The organism is Pseudomonas sp. P7779 (assembly GCF_013386315.1).
GTDB lineage: Bacteria > Pseudomonadota > Gammaproteobacteria > Pseudomonadales > Pseudomonadaceae > Aquipseudomonas.
Genome location: NZ_JACARZ010000039.1, coordinates 98,701 through 118,030 on the forward strand (window position 1 = coordinate 98,701; position 19,330 = coordinate 118,030).

Consider the following 19,330-nt stretch of genomic DNA (forward strand, 5'->3'; position numbering starts at 1 on the left):
CGCACCGGGAGCCTGGCATTGCACGCTTGTCGCTGCCTTACTGCGATTTGCGGACCCGCAGGTACCACTCGGAGAGCAGTCGTACCTGTTTGTCGGTGTAGCCACGCTCGACCATGCGAGTGACGAAGTCGTTGTGTTTTTGCTGATCCTCCTTGCTGGCCTTGGCGTTGAAGCTGATGACCGGCAGCAGATCCTCGGTGTTGGAGAACATTTTCTTCTCGATGACCACCCGCAGCTTCTCGTAGCTGAGCCAGGTAGGGTTCTTGCCGTTGTTGTTGGCCCGGGCGCGCAGCACGAAGTTGACGATTTCGTTGCGGAAATCCTTCGGATTGCTGATGCCGGCGGGTTTTTCGATCTTTTCCAGTTCCTCGTTGAGGGCTACGCGGTTGAGAATCTCGCCGGTTTCCGGGTCGCGGTATTCCTGGTCCTGGATCCAGAAGTCTGCGTACAGCACATAGCGGTCGAAGATGTTCTGGCCGTATTCGCTGTAGGACTCCAGGTACGCGGTCTGGATTTCCTTGCCGATGAACTCGATGTAGCGCGGTGCCAGGTATTCCTTGAGGAAGCGCAGATAGCGCTCGCGGGTTTCAGCCTGGAATTGTTCCTGTTCGATCTGCTGTTCCAGCACGTAGAGCAGGTGCACCGGGTTGGCGGCGATTTCGTGCGGGTCGAAGTTGAAGACCTTTGACAGGATCTTGAACGCAAAACGTGTCGACAGGCCGTTCATGCCCTCATCCACGCCGGCGGTGTCGCGGTATTCCTGGATCGACTTGGCCTTCGGATCGGTGTCCTTGAGGTTTTCGCCGTCATACACGCGCATCTTCGAGTAGATGTTGGAGTTTTCCGGCTCCTTGAGGCGCGACAGCACGGTGAACTGGGCCAGCATCTTCAGGGTGTCAGGCGCGCAATGAGCCTTGGCCAGGGAACTGTTGAACAGCAGCTTGTCGTAAATCTTGATTTCATCGCTGACCCGCAGGCAGTACGGCACCTTGACGATATAGATCCGGTCGATGAAGGCTTCGTTGTTCTTGTTGTTGCGGAAGGTGTGCCATTCCGATTCGTTGGAGTGGGCCAGCAGGATCCCGGTGAATGGAATCGCCCCCAGGCCTTCGGTGCTGTTGTAGTTACCTTCCTGTGTCGCGGTGAGCAGTGGGTGCAGCACCTTGATCGGTGCCTTGAACATCTCCACGAACTCCATCAGACCCTGGTTGGCCCGGCACAGTGCGCCCGAGTAGCTGTAGGCATCGGCGTCGTTCTGCGGGAATTCTTCGAGTTTGCGGATATCGACCTTGCCCACCAGTGCCGAGATGTCCTGGTTGTTCTCGTCACCGGGTTCGGTCTTGGCCACGGCAATCTGGTTGAGGATCGAGGGGTAGAGCTTCACCACCCGGAACTGGCTGATGTCGCCGCCGAACTCGGCCAGGCGCTTGGTCGCCCAGGGCGACATGATGGTATTGAGATAGCGCCGTGGAATGCCGAAGTCTTCTTCGAGGATCGCGCCATCTTCCGTGGCGTTGAACAGCCCCAGGGGCGACTCGAACACCGGTGAGCCCTTGATGGCGTAGAACGGCACCTTCTCGATCAGTTGTTTGAGTTTTTCGGCCAGGGACGACTTGCCGCCGCCGACGGGGCCGAGCAGGTAGAGGATCTGTTTCTTCTCTTCCAGGCCTTGGGCGGCATGGCGGAAATACGAGACGATCTGGTCAATGCATTCTTCCATACCGTGGAAGTCTTCAAAGGCCGGGTAGCGACGGATCACCTTGTTCGAGAAAATCCGCGACAAGCGCGAATTGGCTGCGGTGTCCACCAGCTCCGGCTCGCCGATCGCCAACAGCAGGCGTTCAGCGGCAGACGCGTAGGCGCTGCGGTCCTTTTTGCACAGTTCGAGATACTCCTGAAGCGAGAGCTCTTCCTGGCGGGTGGACTCGAAGCGTTGTTGGAAGTGGCTAAAAATACTCATGACGTCGTCACCTCGCTCGATACGTGGAGCCGACGCCGGATCAATCAGTCGATGCTGGCAGCCATTGGTGGACACCAATGGCCGTTTTCCCCCCAGAACACCCTGAAACGCTACCGATGACCCGCACGCCGGTGTACCGGCTCTCCCCTGTTTTGGATGGCCTGCGCTTAAGGATAGTTCGGAATCCGGGAGGTCAAGGCGCGATACGAAATTAGTTTGGCCGCGCCGTTCGTCAGAAACGGCGCGAGGCCAAGCGTCACGCGGGATAGCGGGGTTTGAAAAAAATTATTGCGCGTCGCCTGTGGCAATTTCTGCAGGATAGGTCGCACGCCATAGCTCAAAGCCACCGTCGAGGCTATAGACGTCGGAGAAACCCTGGCTCACCAGGTAGGCGGCCGCGCTTTGGCTGGAGTTGCCGTGGTAGCACGCGACGATGACCGGCGCGTCGAGGTCGGCGGCGCGGATGAAGTCGGCGATGTTGTGGTTGTCCAGGTGCTGGGCACCACTGATGTGGGCAGCGTTGTAGGTTGGCTGGTCGCGGATGTCTACAACCACCGCGCCTTGCTCGCGCAGGGCCTGGGCTTGCTCGGGAGGGATACGTTTGAATTCAGTCATGGCGGGCTCCTTTGGCCTGTATGAAAGCGCGGCTCAGCGCTTTGCCGCGGCCTGCAGTTGTTCGGGAACGGGGGAGTCGCACTGGCAGCTCGAGCGCTCGCCGGTGTCGATGTTCATCAGGGTCATGGCGCCGCCCCATACGCAGCCGGTGTCGAGGGCGAACACGCCAGGTTCATCACACTTGCCTTCCAGGGCTGCCCAGTGGCCGAAGATGATCTTCGTATCACGGGTCTTGCGCTCCTTGTGGGCGAACCAGGGCTTGTAGCCGGGCAGCGCAGTGTCGGCGCCTTCCTTGCTCTTGAGGTCCAGCTTGCCTTCGGCGGTGCAGAAACGCATGCGGGTGAAGTAGTTGGTGATCACCCGCAGGCGCGCGACGCCGGTCAGTTCGTTGTCCCACTTAACGGGTTCGTTGCCGTACATGCCATCCAGGTAAGCGGTGTACAGGTTGTCATCGGCCAGGGCTGCTTCGACTTCACTCGCGCACTTGAGGGCTTTCTTCAGCGTCCACTGGGGTGGAATGCCGGCATGCACCAAGGCGGTGTCGCGGCTCTCGTCGTAGTGCATGAGTTTTTGCCGGCGCAGCCAGTCAAGCAGCTCGGTGCGATCCGGCGCTTCGAGGATTTCCCGCAGGGTATCGCCCTTTTTCAGACGCTCGATGTTATTGCCGGCGGCCAGCAAGTGCAGGTCATGGTTGCCCAGTACGCACACCAGGGAGTCGCGCATGCCATAAAGGAAGCGCAGGGTTTCCAGGGATTGCGGGCCACGGTTGACCAGGTCGCCCACCAGCCACAGGCGATCCTTGGCCGGGTCAAAGGCCACACGCTCGAGCAGGCACTTGAGCGGTTCCAGGCAGCCTTGCAGGTCGCCGACGGCATACGTCGCCATCAGTGCAGGGCTCCAGGCACCGCGAGGCGGAACGGGGCGATGATGGCGTCGAAGTGTTTGCCGTCGTCGGCGAGCATCTGGTAGCTGCCTTGCATGTTGCCGACGCGGGAGGTCATGACAGTGCCGCTGCTGTAGGTGTGGCTCTTGCCTGGGGCGATCAGCGGTTGTTGGCCGACCACGCCGGCGCCGCGTACTTCCTCGACCTGGCCGTCACCGTCGGTGATGACCCAGTGGCGCGACAGCAGCTTGGCAGGCAGCTCGCCGTTGTTTTGCACGGTGATGGTGTAGGCGAACGCAAAGCGGTTCTGCTCGGGTTGCGATTGTTCCGCCAGAAAGCGGGTGACGACGCTGACGTCGATCTGATAACGAGGATCGGACATGCAAGAGGCCTTAAAAGCAAAAGCGGGGGAACAGCGGATGCCGGTCAGTCTAGGCCCGTAGGCGCTGGCTTGCCAGCGATGGCGATCGTGAGTGCGCCATCGCCGGCAAGCCGGCGCCTACTATTTATTCAGCCACTGGCGCAGGCTGAATGGCGAGCTGGTCAGCCAGGCGCACGAAGGCGGCCAGGTCCAACTGCTCGGGGCGCAGGCTGCCGTCGACGCCGGCGGCCTCGATTTCAGCGTTGCTGAGCAAAGCCTTCAGCGTATTGCGCAAGGTCTTGCGGCGCTGGTTGAAGGCTTCGCGCACCACGCGCTCCAGCAACTTGTGATCTTTGGCCGGGTGTGGCAACACCGCGTGAGGCACCAGGCGCACGATGGCGGAGTCGACTTTCGGCGGGGGGTTGAACGCGCCAGGTCCGACGTTGAACAGGTGCTCTACGCGGCAATGGTACTGAACCATGATCGACAGGCGACCCCAGTCACCGCCTCCAGGACCCGCTGCCAGGCGCTCGACCACTTCCTTTTGCAGCATGAAGTGCATGTCGCGGATGATGCCGGCGTTGTTCAGCAGGTGAAAAATCAGCGGGGTGGAGATGTTGTATGGCAGGTTGCCGACCACCCGCAGGCTGTTGGGCGCTGCATTGAGGCTGGTGAAGTCGAACTTCAGCGCGTCGCCCTGGTGCAGGTTGAAATTGGGCATGCCGGCGAACTGCTGGTTGAGGATCGGGATCAGGTCCTTGTCCAGCTCAACCACGTCCAGCTGGCCGCCGCTTTTCAGCAGGCCTTGGGTCAGGGCGCCCTGGCCCGGGCCGATTTCCAGCAGGCGGTCTTCGGCCTGGGCATGGATGGAACGCAGGATGCGATCGATCACGCCAGCGTCGTGCAGGAAGTTTTGCCCGAAACGCTTGCGCGCCCGGTGTTGGTAATGCTCGGTCATATACGGGTCTCGGCCATCTGATAGGCGGTTTCCAGGGCCACGTGCAGGCTGCCGGTATCGATCTTGCCGCTGCCTGCGAGGTCCAGGGCGGTGCCATGGTCGACGGAGGTGCGGATGATCGGCAGGCCCAGTGTCACGTTGACCGCGGCGCCGAAGCCTTTGTACTTCAGCACGGGCAGGCCCTGGTCATGGTACATCGCCAGCACTGCGTCGCAGTGCTCCAGATATTTGGGGGTAAACAGAGTGTCGGCAGGCAATGGGCCGCGCAGGTCCATGCCTTCAAGGCGCAGACGCTCCAGGGTTGGTTCGATGATGTCGATTTCTTCATGGCCCAGGTGACCACCTTCACCGGCGTGAGGGTTGAGCCCACAGACCAGGATGCGTGGTTGGGCGATGCCGAATTTCTGTTGCAGGTCGGCGTGCAGGATGCGTGTCACACGCTCCAGTCGCTCGGGGGTAATGGCGTCGGCAATCTCGCGCAGGGGCAAGTGAGTGGTCACCAGCGCCACCCGCAGGTCGCCCGTTGCCAGCATCATCACCACTTGTTCGGTATGGGTCAGCTCAGCGAGAAATTCGGTATGCCCGGAAAAGGCGATCCCCGATTCATTGATCACGCCCTTGTGCACGGGCGCGGTGATCATTCCGGCGAAATCCCCGTCGATGCAGCCTTGGCCGGCCCGGGTCAGGGTTTCCAGGACGAAGGCAGCGTTGGCCTTGTCCAGTTGCCCGGCGACGACCTTGGCCGCCAGCGGGGTATCCCACACGTATAGGCTTTTGGCCGGTGCCGGAAGGTCAGGCCAGTTACCTGGGCCCACCGAGAGCAGATCGACGGCCACGCCCAGCTGAGCGGCCCGCTCAAGGAGCAAGTCGCGGCTGGTAATGGCAATCAGGGGGTGTGGCTGGGTGTGCGAGGCGAGCAGCAGGCACAGGTCAGGACCAATGCCGGCCGGCTCGCCGGGTGTCAGTGCGAAACGCTTGGGTGTCACTGGGCTGCCTGGTCGGTGCCTGTTTGGTCGGCACCAGGAAGCTTGTTCTCTACGTAGGCTTCGTCACGGATCTGACGCAACCAGGTTTGCAGCTCTTCGTCGTATTTGCGGTTACGCAGTACGGTCAGGGCTTGCTGCTCGCGGGCCTGGGTGGTGTTGTCAGTGGCGCGACGGCCAAGGACTTCCAGCACATGCCAGCCGTATTGGGTCTTGAACGGCTTGGACAGCACGCCTTGCGGGGTCTTGGCCATGACGTCCTGGAACTCTGGAACCAGTGCCTTCGGATCGATCCAGTTCAGATCGCCGCCGTTAAGCGCCGAACCCGGGTCTTCGGAATAGCTCTTCGCCAGTTCGCCGAAGTCTTCGCCCGCTTCGATGCGGTCATAGAGCTTCTGGGCCAGTTCCTTGGTTTGGGCTTCGGTACGGATCTCGCTTGGCTTGACCAGGATGTGACGAACGTGAACTTCGTCCTTCATCTGGGCTTCTTCGCCACCGCGCTTGCCGAGCAACTTGAGGATGATGAAACCGCCTGGCGTACGGGCAGGCTGGGTGATGCCACCGACTTCCATGGCACTCAGCTCGCGGTCGAACGGTGGTGGCAGTTGCGCGGCTTTACGCCAGCCCATGTCACCGCCTTCGAGGGCGTTGTCGCTGCCGGACTGGGCAATGGCCATCTGGGCAAAGTCGGCACCTTGCTTGAGACGGTCATAGATAGCCTGGGTTTTCGCTGCGGCAGCATTGAGCTGTTCAGCGTTGGCGCTGTCTGGCGTAGGCACCAGAATGTTCGCCAGGTGCAGTTCTTCGGAAAGCTGCATCTTGCCAAGGTCGGAGGCGAGGAAGTTCTTCACTTCCTGCTCGGACACCTGAATCCGTTCGGCCACGCGACGCTGACGTACACGGCTGATGATCATTTCCCGGCGAATCTGGTCACGGGCGTCCTCATAGGACAGGCCGTCGTGAGCCAGGGCTGCGCGGAACTGATCAACACTCATGTTGTTGCGCTGGGCGATGGTGCCGACAGCCTGGTTCAATTCTTCGTCGCTGATACGGATACCGGAGCGATCGCCGATCTGCAGTTGCAGGTTTTCAACGATCAGGCGTTCAAGCACCTGCTGGTCCAGCACGCTGGTCGGTGGTACGCCGCCGCCACGCTTGGCGATGGTTTGCTGAACTTCCTTGACCCGTTGGTCCAGTTGGCTCTGCATGATCACGTCGTTATCGACGATGGCCACTACCTTGTCCAGCGGTTGAACCGCAGCGTGAGCTGCGGCGGTACCCAGGAACAGCGCGCCCAGCATCAGCGGGCGCAGACAATCAGAAAGCTTGGTCTTCACGTTCACGATAACCTTCAATGCCTTTGTCGAGGAAGCTCTCTACCTTGGCGCCGGTCAGGCCGCCGAGTCCTTTAAGGACGATCTGGAAGAAGAGCCCGTGGTCACCCTTTTCGTTCAGCGGGGCGATCTGGCTGTATTCGTCGTTGGAAACCCAGTAACGGTTGATGACGCGCAGTTTCCAGCAGCAGTTGTCGTACTCGAAACCACCGAAGGCTTCCAGGGTACGGTTGCGGGCATAGTCATACTGCCAGCGGGTGATCAGGTTCCACTGCGGAACGATCGGCCACATCATCGAGAAGTCGTGTTGCTGGATTTTGTAGTAATCCTTCACGAAGTTCGGGTCGCCTGGCTGCCCGTAGTCGCCACCAAACTGCCATTTGCCGGTCAGCTGGTTGTACACCACCTGGTCGTTGCGATATCGGTAGCCGACGTTGATAACCTTGTTCGGGTTGTCTTCCGGCTGATAGTGGAACATCGCGCTGCCGGAACGTGGGCTGTGGCTTTCCGGGTCCCAGTTGTAATCGGCAGTGGCGCGCCAGTCACGGTTGAAGCGGAACTCGTAGTCCAGGGCGATTGGCGAAACATCAGACTGTGCGTCCGCACGGTCCGCGGCCAGGATGCCCGGCAGTTGAACTTCGCGGTTCTTGAAGTACACGGCCTCGCCGATGCTGACGCGTTGGCGTTCGAAGCCGTTTTCTTCGATCCAGCGGCTGGTCACGCCCAGGGACAGTTTGTTCTCGTCGCCGATGCGGTCAGTACCGCTGAAGCGGTTGTCACGGAACAGCGACGCGTAGCTGAACGAGTACTCACCGCTGTCGAATACCGGGATATCGCCCTGGTCCTTGTTCGGTACATACAGGTAGTACGCACGAGGCTCCAGAGTTTGACGGTAGTCTTTGCCGAACAAGTTGGTGTTGCGGTCGAAGTACAGGCCGCTGTCGATGCTGGCAATCGGAATTGCACGGTCTTGCGAGCTTTTGAAGGTGCCGCCAGCATAAGGGTTGGCTGCAGTTGACGCGGCTTGCGCTGCGATAATCTGGTTTTTGCCGATGCTGTCCAAATCAAGATCGTACTTGGTATAGACGTACTTCAACTTTGGCGTAATAAAACCGTAGGTCCAGTTCATCGGGTAGTCGACTGCCGGCGCAACGTTCAGGCGAGTACCGTTTGCACGGGTCAGGCCGGTTACGTAGGTGTCGAGCCGCGGCGATACGAGCCCGTTTTCATCCGTGAAGCTTCCGTTCTCCAAGTCCCGATCAAAGCGTACGGCTTCGGTCTCGTAGGTGAAGTTCACCCCGCCTGGATGGTACGGCAGCGTGCCGTTGAAGGTGATCTGTGGCAAGCGGTCATACGGCGTGATCTGGGAGATCGTTGCCAGCTGGTACGCCTGCAGGTTCAGCTTCGCCTGGAAGGTATCACCGCGATAGGTCACCGAACCTTGCTGGTTCACGTAGTCCTGGCTCTTGATCCCTTCCTGATAGGACTTCAGATCCTGGAAGTAATAAGGGTCGCTGATGTTGGTGTAGTCGACCTGGGTCAGTACACGCGAGTCCAGCCCGCCCTTGTGCTGCCAGTTGATCATGTAGCGATCTTTTTCGTAGTCGGTCTGGCCTTTACGCTCGCTGCTGTCGTCGTTCAGGTACGCGCCGCCGAACTGGCCTTCGCTGGACTTGGTGAGGTAGCGGAATTCGCCTTCCATCAACAGGCCGCGCTTGGTCATGTATTGCGGGTACAACGTGGCGTCGTAGTTTGGCGCCAGGTTGAAGTAGTACGGCGTAACCAGCGTGAAGCCAGTCTCGCCACCGGTGCTGAAGCTCGGCGGCAGGAAGCCGGATTGACGACGGTTGTCGATCGGGAAGTAGATGTACGGGGTGTAAAGGATCGGAATGTCCTTGACCCGCAACGTCACGTTGGTCGCGGTACCGAAACCGGTGGCCGGGTTGAGCGTGATGTTGTTGCCCTTGAGCTGCCAGGCGTTGCTGTTCGGCTCGCAGGTGGTGTACGTACCGTCCTTGAGACGGATGATCGCGTTCTCGGCACGCTTGGCGTACAGGGCGTTACCGCGGATGCGCGATTTGTGCATCACGTATTCGGCGTTGTCGACCTTGGCGGCGCCGGTGTCCAGCTGGACTTCAGCGTGGTCGCCCACCAGCAGGGCACCGTTGTCGCGCAGACGGACGTTGCCGTTCAGCTCGCCACGGTTCTCGGCCTGGTACAGGTTGGCCTCGTCGGCCTCGACCTGCATGCTGCCCTGGCGCATGACGACGTCACCGGCCAGGGAAGCAACTTGTTGTTCCTGCTCGTAACGAGAGACCTTGGCGCCGATGAAGGTCGGCGCGTCGCTCTTATTCGTCTTGTCGTTCATGCCAGGACGGATCGGCTCGATGTACGCGCCGGAGCAGTACGGGCCGGTTTCGGCCAGTTGTGCGGCGGTGAGCTTCTCGCGAGGGACCCAGTCCAGGTGGCTATAGTCGGCGCTGCGCGAACGCAGGCCGCGGCCCTTGGCTTCGGTGACCAGAGCGGTCTGCGGCACGGCCTCGGCGGTGCCGCCGGACTCGCCTTGCGGCGTGCCACTGGCAGAGCTGACGGCACTGCCGTCATGCACCGGGCGCGGTGGCAGCGGGGCTGCGGCCGTTTTCGGCGCGCAATCCCAGGCACCCGAAGCAGAGACTGAGCAGTCATACTGTTCCGCGGCGACCACGAATGAGGTGGCGAAAGGTTGCATGGCCAGCAGACTGCCGGTTACCAGCAACGGAAATTTTCTACGAAACGCGGGGGATTTCAATGCCATCTTATTAGTCCGGGCTTCCTGCGTGCCATCTGCCCGCGGTGTGGGCCGCACGCCTCTCGATGGTCTGAAAAAGATGCGTGATAATAAAGCATGACCCGCTTGACGGCTAGCGCCGTCGGAGACCCTTGTAATGCCCGACCAAGATCTACGTTTGCAACAGCTGAAAGTCTGGCTTGATGAGCAATTGCCAGGCCTCTTTACCACCCAGGGCTGGGGTGTCGTACCCCCGGCCACGTTGACTGCGGCCAGCAGTGACGCGAGTTTCAGGCGTTACTTCCGGTGGGAGGGAGGAGGTCGCAGTTTTGTCGTGATGGACGCTCCACCCCCCCAGGAAAACTGCAAACCTTTCGTCGATATCGCTCATTTACTCGGTCAATCGGGAATAAATGTTCCGAAAATTTATGCGCAAGATCTGCTTCGCGGCTTTCTTTTGCTGAACGACCTGGGGAAAAAAACCTATCTGGACGTGATTACGGCTGAAAATGCCGATCAATTGTTCGCCGATGCCATCGACGCATTGCTGGCTTTCCAGCAATTGCCGATGGAAGCCCCGTTGCCCAGTTATGACGTCGCGCTGTTGCGTCGGGAGCTGGAATTGTTTCCTGAATGGTACGTTCGCCGGGAGCTGGGCATCGAGTTTGACGCCCGGCAGCTTGGCCTGTGGCAACGCGTCAGCGAACACCTGATTGACAGCGCCCTGGCCCAGCCCAAGGTCCTGGTGCATCGCGACTATATGCCACGCAACCTGATGATCAGCGAGCCGAACCCCGGCGTGCTGGACTTCCAGGACGCAGTCTACGGCCCGGTGACCTACGACATCACGTGCCTGTTCAAGGACGCCTTCCTCAGTTGGCCGCAGGCCCGCGTGCGGGAATGGCAGCGCGGTTACTGGCAGCGCGCCGGCGCGCTGGGTATCCCGGTGCAGGCGGACTTCGAGGAGTTCCTGCGGGCGAGCGACCTGATGGGCGTGCAGCGTCACCTCAAGGTGATCGGCATCTTTGCGCGCATCTGCCACCGCGATGGCAAGCCGCGCTACCTGGCGGACGTGCCGCGCTTCTTCGCTTATATAGAGGCGGTGCTCGCGGACCGGCCAGAGTTGAGCGAACTGGGTGAATTGCTGGCGAGCCTGCGCGTCGAGGCGGTGGTATGAAGGCCATGATCCTGGCCGCCGGCAAAGGTGAGCGGATGCGCCCGCTGACCTTGCACACGCCCAAGCCGCTGATCCAGGCCGGCGGCAAGCGCCTGATCGAGTACCACCTCGAGGCGCTGGCGAAAGCGGGCTTTACCGAGATCGTCATCAACCATGCGTGGCTTGGCCAGCAGATCGAAGGCTATCTGGGCGATGGCTCGCAGTACGGCGTACGCATCCAGTACTCGGCCGAAGGCGAGCCGCTGGAGACCGGCGGCGGGATCTTCAAGGCCTTGCCGCTGCTGGGGGACGAACCGTTCCTGGTGGTCAATGGCGACATCTGGACCGACTACGACTTCGCCAGCCTCCACCAGCCACTGGATGGGCTGGCCCACCTGGTGATGGTCGACAACCCGCCGCACCATCCGTCCGGTGGTGATTTCTACCTGAAGGACGGCGCGCTTCATGATGCCGCCGCCGGTGCCGATAACCTGACCTTCAGTGGCATTTCCGTACTCCACCCCCAGCTGTTCGCGGGTTGCAGTGCGGGTGCCTTCAAGCTGGCGCCGCTGTTGCGTGACGCCATGGCGAAAGGGTTGGTGACGGGGGAACACATGAACGGACGCTGGATCGATGTCGGGACGCTGGAGCGTCTGGCGCAAGTCGAAACCCTGCTGACAGCGGGGCACTAGGATGTTGTGGCCAGGGACTCTGATCGGAGCCGGGGCGGGCTTTGCCATTGCCAGCATTCCGGGGGCCATGTTGGGCGCACTGCTGGGCCAGGCGCTGGACCGGCGCCTGGAACTGCAAAGCTGGGCCCAGTTACGCGAGCGCCTTGGCGGCCGGCCGGCGTTGCGCAATGACGAACTGCTGTTCGTGTTGCTCGGTCGCCTGGCCAAGAGCAACGGCCGGGTGGTGGACGGGCATATCCAGCAGGCGCGCCAGGAAATGCGCTCGCTGGACATGGCCGAGCCGGCCCAGCGCCGTGCGATTGCCGCGTTCAATCGAGGTAAATCCGGCTCGGACCGGGTACGCAGTTACCTGGGCGTGCTCAAGGCCCAGCCCCATGCGGCGGAAGGTGTGCTGCGTGCCTGTTGGCGCATGGCCTGGGCGGACGGCAAGGCCAGTACGGCCGAGCGCGAGTTGATTGAACAATGGGGCAAATGGCTCGGCTGGACGGTCCAGCAGATCCAGGCGCTGGCGGCTGACTATGAGCCGGAGCGCAAGCCGTTGGCCAATCGTGGCGGGGCTTATCAGGAGGCGTTGCGTATTCTGGGGGTGACGTCGACGACGGAGCCCGCGGTGATCAAGCGTGCCTACCGGCGCCTGCTCAGCCGGCACCACCCGGACAAGATTGCCGGCAGTGGCGCCAGCCCCGCACAAGTGCGCGAGGCGACCGAGCGCACCCGCGAGCTGCACAACGCCTACGCGCTGATTCGCGAAAGGCGAGACTTTCGCTAACAGAATTATCAGGCGCTGCTTTTTTATGGCGTAAACCGGATCAACTGTGGGAGTGGCGGTGCGACGATTCGACTTGCTCGCGAATGCGGTGGATCAGTAACAGATGCAGTGACTGACTCACCGCATTCGCGAGCAAGCCCGCTCCCACATTTTGTTCTCCAGTGTTTTTGAGATTTACGATCAGTCTCCGGGATTTTGCGGGCTCAGCCACCCGCGAATCCGCCGGTACAGCTGCTCTTGCCCTGCCTGGCTGTTATCGGGGAGGGCCTTCAACGACACCTGCTTGTAGCTATCATTCTTCAAACGCTTGCTGGCCTGGGAACGTTCCTGGGCCGCTTTGCGTGCCTGGGCGTTGTCCTGGTAGAAAAAGTCTGCCGTGGCCAGCTTCAGTTTCGGTGCCAGTTGTTGCAGGTCCGGGGCACGGCCCGCCGGGGTCTGCCCGGCCACCATGACAAATTTCTGCACCTGCGCCGGTTGTTTTTCACTCAGGTAACGCGCGGCCCACCAGGCGCCGGTGCCGTGGCCGAGCAATACGACGCTGCGGGCATTCTGGGTCTGGGCGAAGGCGAGGGCGGCGTCAATGCGCGCGAAGATTCGCGTGGCGTCGGTCTTGTCTTGTTCATCGGTGCCGGGAACCACGGCCGGGTCAGTGCCTTCCGCTTCGGCGCTGGCGGCTTGCTCCACGGGTTTGGCGACGGTGCTGGCGTCTTTGCTGCTGGTCTCCACGGTCGCCTTGGGCGATTCGATGACGCGGGGTGGCAAGGTGTCCAGGGTCAGGTCCGGCAGCGACAAGCTCAGGGTGCCCCAGGAAGCGTCCGGCAATTTCTTGCGCAACGGCGCGATTGCTTGAGGCCAGTCAGCACTTTCGCCGTTGCCCGGGACGATAATCACCACGCCTTCAGGCTCACCGCTGTTGGCCGGCTTCCACAAAGCCAGGAAAGAATCGCTGCCTGCCTGCAACTGTTGTTGTTCCTGCTGCGGGATTTGTCGTTCCAGGGCGTTGGCTTCTTCCTGGCTGCGCTCCGGCAAGGGCTGGCGCACCACTGGCTTTTCCGGGGCGGGAGCGGGAGTGTCGGCGGCCTCGACACAAAAGGCGCTGGTAAACAGCAGCGACAGGCACAATGCTGGCAGTGCCGAGCGGTGGGAAAGTGGCATCGTTGATTTCCGGCCAGAAGTGATTCCGGCAGCCTAATGGGTTGGTCAGTATTTGTCAGTGATATGAGACGTGGATCATGGATTTTCGCTACCTGCTGGTTATCGGCTGTATATGCTTTCCCTTGATCGCGGGCGCCGTGCCTGCGCCTGCCACTCACGAGGCGCAGCTCGATGCCGGCCAGCGCGAATGGCTCGAACAGCATCCCGACCTGCGGGTCGGGCTGGTGTTACAGGCGCCTTATGCCCAATACGATCGGCGCTTGCAGCGGCTGTCCGGGGCCAATGTCGAATTGATGCAGTGGTTGGCCAAGGCGCTGAATATCGAACTGACCTGGCGCAACTTTCCCAATCAGGAGCAACTGGAGGCGGCGGTGCGTGACGGCGAGGTCGACCTCGCCCCCGGCCTGCTGCAAACCCCGGCCGGCCTGCGCCTGTGGTTGTTCTCCGATCCGTATATGCGGGTGCCCCAGCACATTGTCGGGGTTCGTGATGGCAGCACCGCAGTCGACCTGGAGAAACTCGACGACCAATCCCGCGTCGCCGTGCGCATGCCCAGCGCAGTGGCGGATTACCTGCGCAGCACCTACCCGAGTCTCAACCTGCAAGGTGTGCCCATGGAGCGCCAGGCCCTGCAATTGCTGGTGAGCCAGCAGGCGCGGTATGCGGTGGTGGATGAGGCGCAATTGAGCCGGTTGTCGGGCGAAACCGAGTTCGCCGGCCTTGCCGTGGTCGGCGATATCGGCCTGCCGCAATTGCTGCGGGTGGCCACGCGGCGCGACTGGCCCGAGCTGGCCGATATCATGCAAAGCGCCTTGCGCGCGATTCCCGCTCGTGATCTGGACCAGTTGCACAGCCGCTGGCTGCAGCCCAAATACCCACGGGTGACCGAGTCCCCCGGCTTCTGGCAAAACCTCACGTTGCTGCTGGGCCTGCTATTGCTCGCCAGCCTGGCCGTGGTGTTCTGGCAGCGCCGCCAGCAACGCGGCCTGGAGCATAATCTGCTGGCCGCCCGCGAAGAAAGCGCCGCCCGCGCCGCGGGTGCCGAAGCCTTGCGCCTGACCCAGTTCTCCATCGACCAAAGCACCGTCGGTATCCTCTGGGTCAATTGGGACAGCCATGTGCGCTACGCCAATCAGGCGGCGGAAACCATGCTCGGCTACGCCCCCGGCGCCCTGATCGAACGCCCGCTGATCGAATTCGACCCGACGCTGACCATGGACCGCTGGCTCAACCTGTGGAAGCGCGCCCGGGCCAGCGAAGACGGGCCACAGAGTTTTGCCACCAATTGCCTGCGCGCCGATGGCAGCGTATTGCCAGCCGATGTGTCCCTGAGTTTCCTGCGCTTTGCCGACGGCGAATACCTGGTGGTCTACCTCAACGATGTCACCGAGCGTCGCCGGGCCCTCGCGGCCTTGCAGGAAAGTGAGGCGCGGCTGCAAGGGATCGCCGCCAATGTGCCGGGGCTGGTGTTTCGCCTGGAGCGCTTGCCGCGCAGCGAGGCGATCGAGTTCGCCTACATCAGTCAGGGCAGCGAGGGCCTGGTGGGGTACGCGCCGGAAGTGCTCAGCCATCCGGCCATGGGCATTCGCAGCCTGGTGCATCCCGACGACCGCGCCAGTTATCACCGCACCCAGGACCAGGCCATCGAGACCGAGAGCAATTGGGCCTGGCAGGGCCGTATCCTGACCCGCCTGGGCGAGCAGCGCTGGGCCGATATCAAGGCCGTGACCCGGCGCCTGGAAGACGGCGCCGTGGTTTGGGACGGAATTGTCTGGGACATCAGCGAGAGCAAGCGCATCGAGTTGGAGCTGGACGCCTCCCGCGCGCAATTGCGGGAATTGTCGGCCCACCTGGAAACCGTGCGCGAGGAAGAGAAGGCCCGCATCGCCCGGGAAGTGCACGACGAGTTGGGGCAGATGCTCACCGTGCTCAAGCTGGAGACCTCGATGTGCGAGCTGACCTACGCCCAACTGGATCCCGGCCTGCACGAGCGGCTGAACAGCATGAAGCGCCTGATCGCCCAACTGTTCCAACTGGTACGCGATGTGGCCACCGCCTTGCGTCCGCCGATTCTCGATGCCGGGATTGCCTCGGCGATCGAATGGCAGGCCCGGCGTTTCGAGGCCCGGACGCAGATTCCGTGCCTGGTGCAGGTGCCGGATAATCTGCCGGCGCTGAGCGACGCCAAGGCCATCGGCCTGTTCCGCATCCTGCAGGAGGCACTGACCAATGTGATGCGCCATGCCCAGGCGCATACTGTCGAGCTGACGCTGGTGGTGGAGGGCGCGCACTTGCGCCTGACCATCAGCGACGACGGTGCAGGTTTCGTCCAGGCTCCCGGGCGCCCTGTATCGTTTGGCCTGGTGGGCATGCGCGAGCGGGTGCTGATCATGGGCGGGCAGTTGAGCCTGGACAGCGCATTGGGCGAAGGCACCACCCTGAGTGTGACGGTGCCGCTGGATTGATAACCAAAAGAAGAGGACATCCACAGTGATCCGTGTACTGGTAGCTGAAGACCACACCATCGTTCGCGAAGGCATCAAGCAACTGATCGGCCTGGCCAAGGACCTGCTGGTGGTGGGCGAGGCGAGCAATGGCGAGCAGTTGCTGGAAACCCTGCGCCACGTGCCTTGCGAGGTGGTGTTGCTGGACATCTCGATGCCTGGCGTCAACGGCCTGGAAGCCATCCCGCGGATCCGTGCGCTGAACAATCCCCCGGCGATCCTGGTGCTGTCGATGCACGACGAAGCGCAAATGGCCGCCCGTGCGCTGAAGGTCGGTGCCGCCGGCTATGCCACCAAGGACAGCGACCCGGCGCTGCTGCTGACCGCGATCCGCAAGGTCGCGGCGGGCGGGCGGTACATCGACCCGGACCTGGCCGACCGCATGGTCTTCGAAGTCGGCCTCACCGATTCCCGCCCATTGCACTCGTTGTTGTCGGAGCGCGAGTTCTCGGTATTCGAGCGCCTGGCCCAGGGCGCCAACGTCAACGACATCGCCCAGCAGTTGGCGTTGAGCAGCAAAACCATCAGTACCCACAAGGCGCGCCTGATGCAAAAGCTCAATATCACCTCCCTGGCGGAACTGGTGAAGTACGCCATGGAGCACAAACTCCTATAGCGGCATACCTGTTTGCGACTACCTGCCGAGCGCCGCGCTGCCCGGTCTTGCTGCTTGTAGCGTGGGGTTTGTAACTGCTCTGTTCTATCCCCGCCATCCGTGTAGGGCAATCCCTACCCCAAACCTTCCATCCTGCTGATGCCAATCTCTCCGGGCCCCCGATTTGCGCGGCCTTGCCCTGGGACTACGCTTGTTCCACGGCAGTCCAAAACAAAAAGGTGCGGGTATGAGCGAGGTGGATTCAAATGATGTGCTGGTCAGCTTTCGTGGCGTGCAGAAGAGCTACGACGGCGAGAACCTGATCGTCAAAGACCTCAACCTGGAGATTCGCAAGGGCGAGTTCCTGACCCTGCTCGGGCCGTCCGGGTCTGGCAAGACCACCAGCCTGATGATGCTCGCCGGTTTCGAAACCCCCACCGCCGGCGAGATCCAGCTGGCCGGCCGCTCCATCAACAACGTGCCGCCCCACAAGCGCGACATCGGCATGGTGTTCCAGAACTACGCGCTGTTCCCGCACATGACCGTCTCCGAGAACCTGGCGTTTCCGCTCTCTGTACGCGGCCTGAGCAAGACCGACATCAGCGAGCGGGTCAAGCGTGTACTGAGCATGGTCCAGCTCGATGCCTTCGCCCAGCGCTACCCGGCGCAACTCTCCGGTGGCCAGCAGCAGCGGGTGGCCCTGGCCCGGGCGCTGGTGTTCGAGCCACAGCTGGTGCTGATGGACGAACCCCTCGGCGCCCTCGACAAGCAACTGCGCGAACACATGCAGATGGAGATCAAGCACCTGCACCAGCGCCTCGGCGTGACGGTGGTGTACGTGACCCACGACCAGGGCGAAGCACTGACCATGTCCGACCGGGTGGCGGTGTTCCATCAGGGCGAGATCCAGCAGATCGCTGCCCCGCGCACCTTGTACGAAGAACCGAAAAACACCTTCGTCGCCAACTTCATCGGCGAGAACAACCGCCTCAATGGCCGCCTGCACAGCCACACCGGCGACCGCTGCGTGGTCGAACTGGCGCGCGGCGAAAAGGTCGAGGCGCTGGCGGTGAACGTCGGCCAGGTCGGCGGCCCGGTGACCCTGTCGGTGCGCCCCGAGCGCGTCAGCCTGAATGGCTCCAGTGAAAGCTGCGTCAACCGATTCTCCGGGCGCGTGGCCGAGTTCATCTACCTGGGCGACCACGTGCGGGTGCGCCTGGAAGTCTGCGGCAAGACCGATTTTTTTGTGAAACAACCGATCGCCGAGCTGGACACAGCCCTGGCGGTCGGCGACGTGGTACCGATTGGCTGGCAAGTCGAGCACGTTCGCGCACTCGACCCACTTCTAGAGGCGAATTGATCGCCCCCTTGCTTCACCAACCTCGCACGTGGAGAGAACAACAATGTTGAGATCACTGAAATATTCCGCCCTGGCTCTGAGCTTGATGGGCGCGACACAGGCCATGGCAGGCCCTGATTTGACGGTGGTGTCCTTTGGTGGCGCGAACAAGGCGGCGCAGGTCAAGGCCTTCTATGCACCGTGGGAAAGCGCGGGCAACGGCAAGATCGTCGCCGGTGAATACAACGGTGAAATGGCCAAGGTCAAGGCCATGGTCGACACCAAGAGCGTGTCCTGGGACCTGGTGGAAGTGGAGTCGCCGGAACTGTCCCGTGGCTGTGACGAAGACATGTTCGAGCCCTTGGACCCGAAACTGTTCGGCAACCCGGGCGACTACGTGAAGGGCGCGATCCAGCCGTGCGGCGTGGGTTTCTTCGTGTGGTCCACGGTGCTGGCCTACAACGCCGACAAACTGAAAGCACCGCCAGGCGGCTGGGCCGATTTCTGGGACACCAAGAAATTCCCGGGCAAACGCGGCCTGCGCAAGGGCGCCAAGTACACCCTGGAATTCGCCTTGATGGCTGACGGTGTGGCGCCGAAGGATGTGTACAAGGTGCTGGCCGGCAAAGATGGCCAGGACCGTGCGTTCAAGAAGCTCGATGAGCTCAAGCCGTATATCCAGTGGTGGGAAGCGGGCGCCCAACCGCCGCAGTACCTCGCTTCTGGCGATGTGGTGATGAGTTCTGCCTACAACGGCCGGATCGCTGCCGTGCAGAAAGAAAGCAATTTGAAAGTGGTGTGGAACGGCGGGATCTACGATTTCGACGCCTGGGCCATTCCAAAAGGCCTGGCCAAGGACCGTGCTGACGCGGCGAAGAAGTTCATCGCCTTCTCGGTGCAGCCGCAGCAGCAGAAGACCTATTCGGAAAACATCGCCTACGGCCCGGCCAATACCCAGGCGGTACCGTTGCTGGCGAAGGACATCCTGAAGGATATGCCGACTACCCCGGAAAACATCGCCAACCAGGTGCAGATCGACGTGAGCTTCTGGGCGGATAACGGTGAGCAACTGGAGCAGCGCTTCAATTCCTGGGCTGCCAAGTAACCACCGCACCCAGGGTGGATGGGCTTTTTGTGGCGAGGGGGCTTGTCCCCCGTTGGGCTGCGAAGCGGCCCCAAAACCAGCCACCGCGGTCAGTCTAATAAACCACAGTGGCTTTACTGGGGCTGCTGCGCAGCCCAACGGGGGACAAGCCCCC

16 protein-coding genes are annotated in these 19,330 nt (G+C 61.8%); 7 read left to right on the forward strand and 9 right to left on the reverse strand.

From position 1 onward, the window contains the following. Positions 1-37: 37 nt before the first annotated feature. The 8 genes from HX869_RS13030 to HX869_RS13065 form a co-directional block, all read right to left on the reverse strand. A complete protein-coding gene (locus HX869_RS13030; protein ID WP_003210999.1) occupies positions 38-1,960 on the reverse strand; it encodes a PrkA family serine protein kinase in 1,923 nt (640 codons plus the stop codon). A gap of 285 nt (positions 1,961-2,245) precedes the next feature. After that, positions 2,246-2,575 carry a thiosulfate sulfurtransferase GlpE gene (glpE, locus tag HX869_RS13035; protein ID WP_178903162.1) on the reverse strand — a complete coding sequence of 110 codons (330 nt, stop codon included), beginning with the start codon at positions 2,573-2,575 and terminating at the stop codon, positions 2,246-2,248. A 33-nt stretch (positions 2,576-2,608) separates the two neighbouring features. Then, on the reverse strand, positions 2,609-3,460 hold the full coding sequence (locus HX869_RS13040) for a symmetrical bis(5'-nucleosyl)-tetraphosphatase (RefSeq protein WP_102604410.1): 852 nt from the start codon (positions 3,458-3,460) through the stop codon (positions 2,609-2,611). Further along, the gene (gene apaG, locus HX869_RS13045; protein WP_003210996.1) at positions 3,460-3,840 is read right to left on the reverse strand and encodes a Co2+/Mg2+ efflux protein ApaG; all 381 of its coding nucleotides are present in this window, start codon (positions 3,838-3,840) and stop codon (positions 3,460-3,462) included. Before apaG ends, HX869_RS13040 begins: the two co-directional genes overlap by 1 nt. A 124-nt stretch (positions 3,841-3,964) precedes the next feature. Beyond that, the gene (gene rsmA / locus HX869_RS13050) at positions 3,965-4,777 is read right to left on the reverse strand and encodes a 16S rRNA (adenine(1518)-N(6)/adenine(1519)-N(6))-dimethyltransferase RsmA (protein WP_178903163.1); all 813 of its coding nucleotides are present in this window, start codon (positions 4,775-4,777) and stop codon (positions 3,965-3,967) included. Beyond that, positions 4,774-5,763 (reverse strand): 4-hydroxythreonine-4-phosphate dehydrogenase PdxA, encoded by a 990-nt coding sequence (gene pdxA / locus HX869_RS13055; protein ID WP_178903164.1) that lies wholly within the window; start codon positions 5,761-5,763, stop codon positions 4,774-4,776. Before pdxA ends, rsmA begins: the two co-directional genes overlap by 4 nt. Further along, entirely contained in the window at positions 5,760-7,097 is a 1,338-nt protein-coding gene (locus HX869_RS13060) for a peptidylprolyl isomerase (protein ID WP_003210991.1), read from the reverse strand. Before HX869_RS13060 ends, pdxA begins: the two co-directional genes overlap by 4 nt. Next, a complete protein-coding gene (locus tag HX869_RS13065; protein ID WP_177027969.1) occupies positions 7,078-9,888 on the reverse strand; it encodes an LPS-assembly protein LptD in 2,811 nt (936 codons plus the stop codon). The genes HX869_RS13060 and HX869_RS13065 overlap by 20 nt, the downstream gene beginning before the upstream one ends. 130 nt (positions 9,889-10,018) lie before the next feature. On the opposite strand from HX869_RS13065, the gene HX869_RS13070 reads away from it, so the two are divergent. Genes HX869_RS13070 through HX869_RS13080 form a run of 3 tightly spaced genes read left to right on the forward strand, consistent with a single transcriptional unit; the run spans position 10,019 to position 12,478 of the window. Next, positions 10,019-11,038: an aminoglycoside phosphotransferase family protein gene (locus HX869_RS13070; RefSeq protein ID WP_008434428.1), complete on the forward strand. Its 1,020-nt coding sequence runs from the start codon at positions 10,019-10,021 to the stop codon at positions 11,036-11,038. Beyond that, entirely contained in the window at positions 11,035-11,709 is a 675-nt protein-coding gene (gene murU / locus HX869_RS13075; RefSeq protein ID WP_177020667.1) for an N-acetylmuramate alpha-1-phosphate uridylyltransferase MurU, read from the forward strand. Before HX869_RS13070 ends, murU begins: the two co-directional genes overlap by 4 nt. Position 11,710: 1 nt before the next feature. Beyond that, entirely contained in the window at positions 11,711-12,478 is a 768-nt protein-coding gene (locus HX869_RS13080; protein ID WP_003210983.1) for a TerB family tellurite resistance protein, read from the forward strand. A gap of 180 nt (positions 12,479-12,658) precedes the next feature. Here HX869_RS13080 and HX869_RS13085 read toward each other — a convergent pair whose 3' ends face one another. Continuing rightward, on the reverse strand, positions 12,659-13,633 hold the full coding sequence (locus tag HX869_RS13085) for an alpha/beta hydrolase family protein (RefSeq protein ID WP_178903165.1): 975 nt from the start codon (positions 13,631-13,633) through the stop codon (positions 12,659-12,661). A gap of 77 nt (positions 13,634-13,710) precedes the next feature. Between HX869_RS13085 and HX869_RS13090 the strand changes: the two genes are divergently transcribed. The 4 genes from HX869_RS13090 (at position 13,711) to HX869_RS13105 (ending at position 19,176) form a co-directional block, all read left to right on the forward strand. Next, the gene (locus HX869_RS13090) at positions 13,711-16,098 is read left to right on the forward strand and encodes a PAS domain S-box protein (protein ID WP_178903166.1); all 2,388 of its coding nucleotides are present in this window, start codon (positions 13,711-13,713) and stop codon (positions 16,096-16,098) included. Between the two features lie 25 nt (positions 16,099-16,123). Then, on the forward strand, positions 16,124-16,753 hold the full coding sequence (locus HX869_RS13095; RefSeq protein ID WP_003210977.1) for a response regulator transcription factor: 630 nt from the start codon (positions 16,124-16,126) through the stop codon (positions 16,751-16,753). 226 nt (positions 16,754-16,979) lie between these two features. After that, positions 16,980-18,092 carry an ABC transporter ATP-binding protein gene (locus HX869_RS13100; protein ID WP_003210974.1) on the forward strand — a complete coding sequence of 371 codons (1,113 nt, stop codon included), beginning with the start codon at positions 16,980-16,982 and terminating at the stop codon, positions 18,090-18,092. A 43-nt stretch (positions 18,093-18,135) separates the two neighbouring features. Continuing rightward, complete coding sequence (locus HX869_RS13105) at positions 18,136-19,176, forward strand: ABC transporter substrate-binding protein (protein ID WP_003210973.1); 1,041 nt, start codon at positions 18,136-18,138, stop codon at positions 19,174-19,176. Positions 19,177-19,330: the final 154 nt, after the last annotated feature.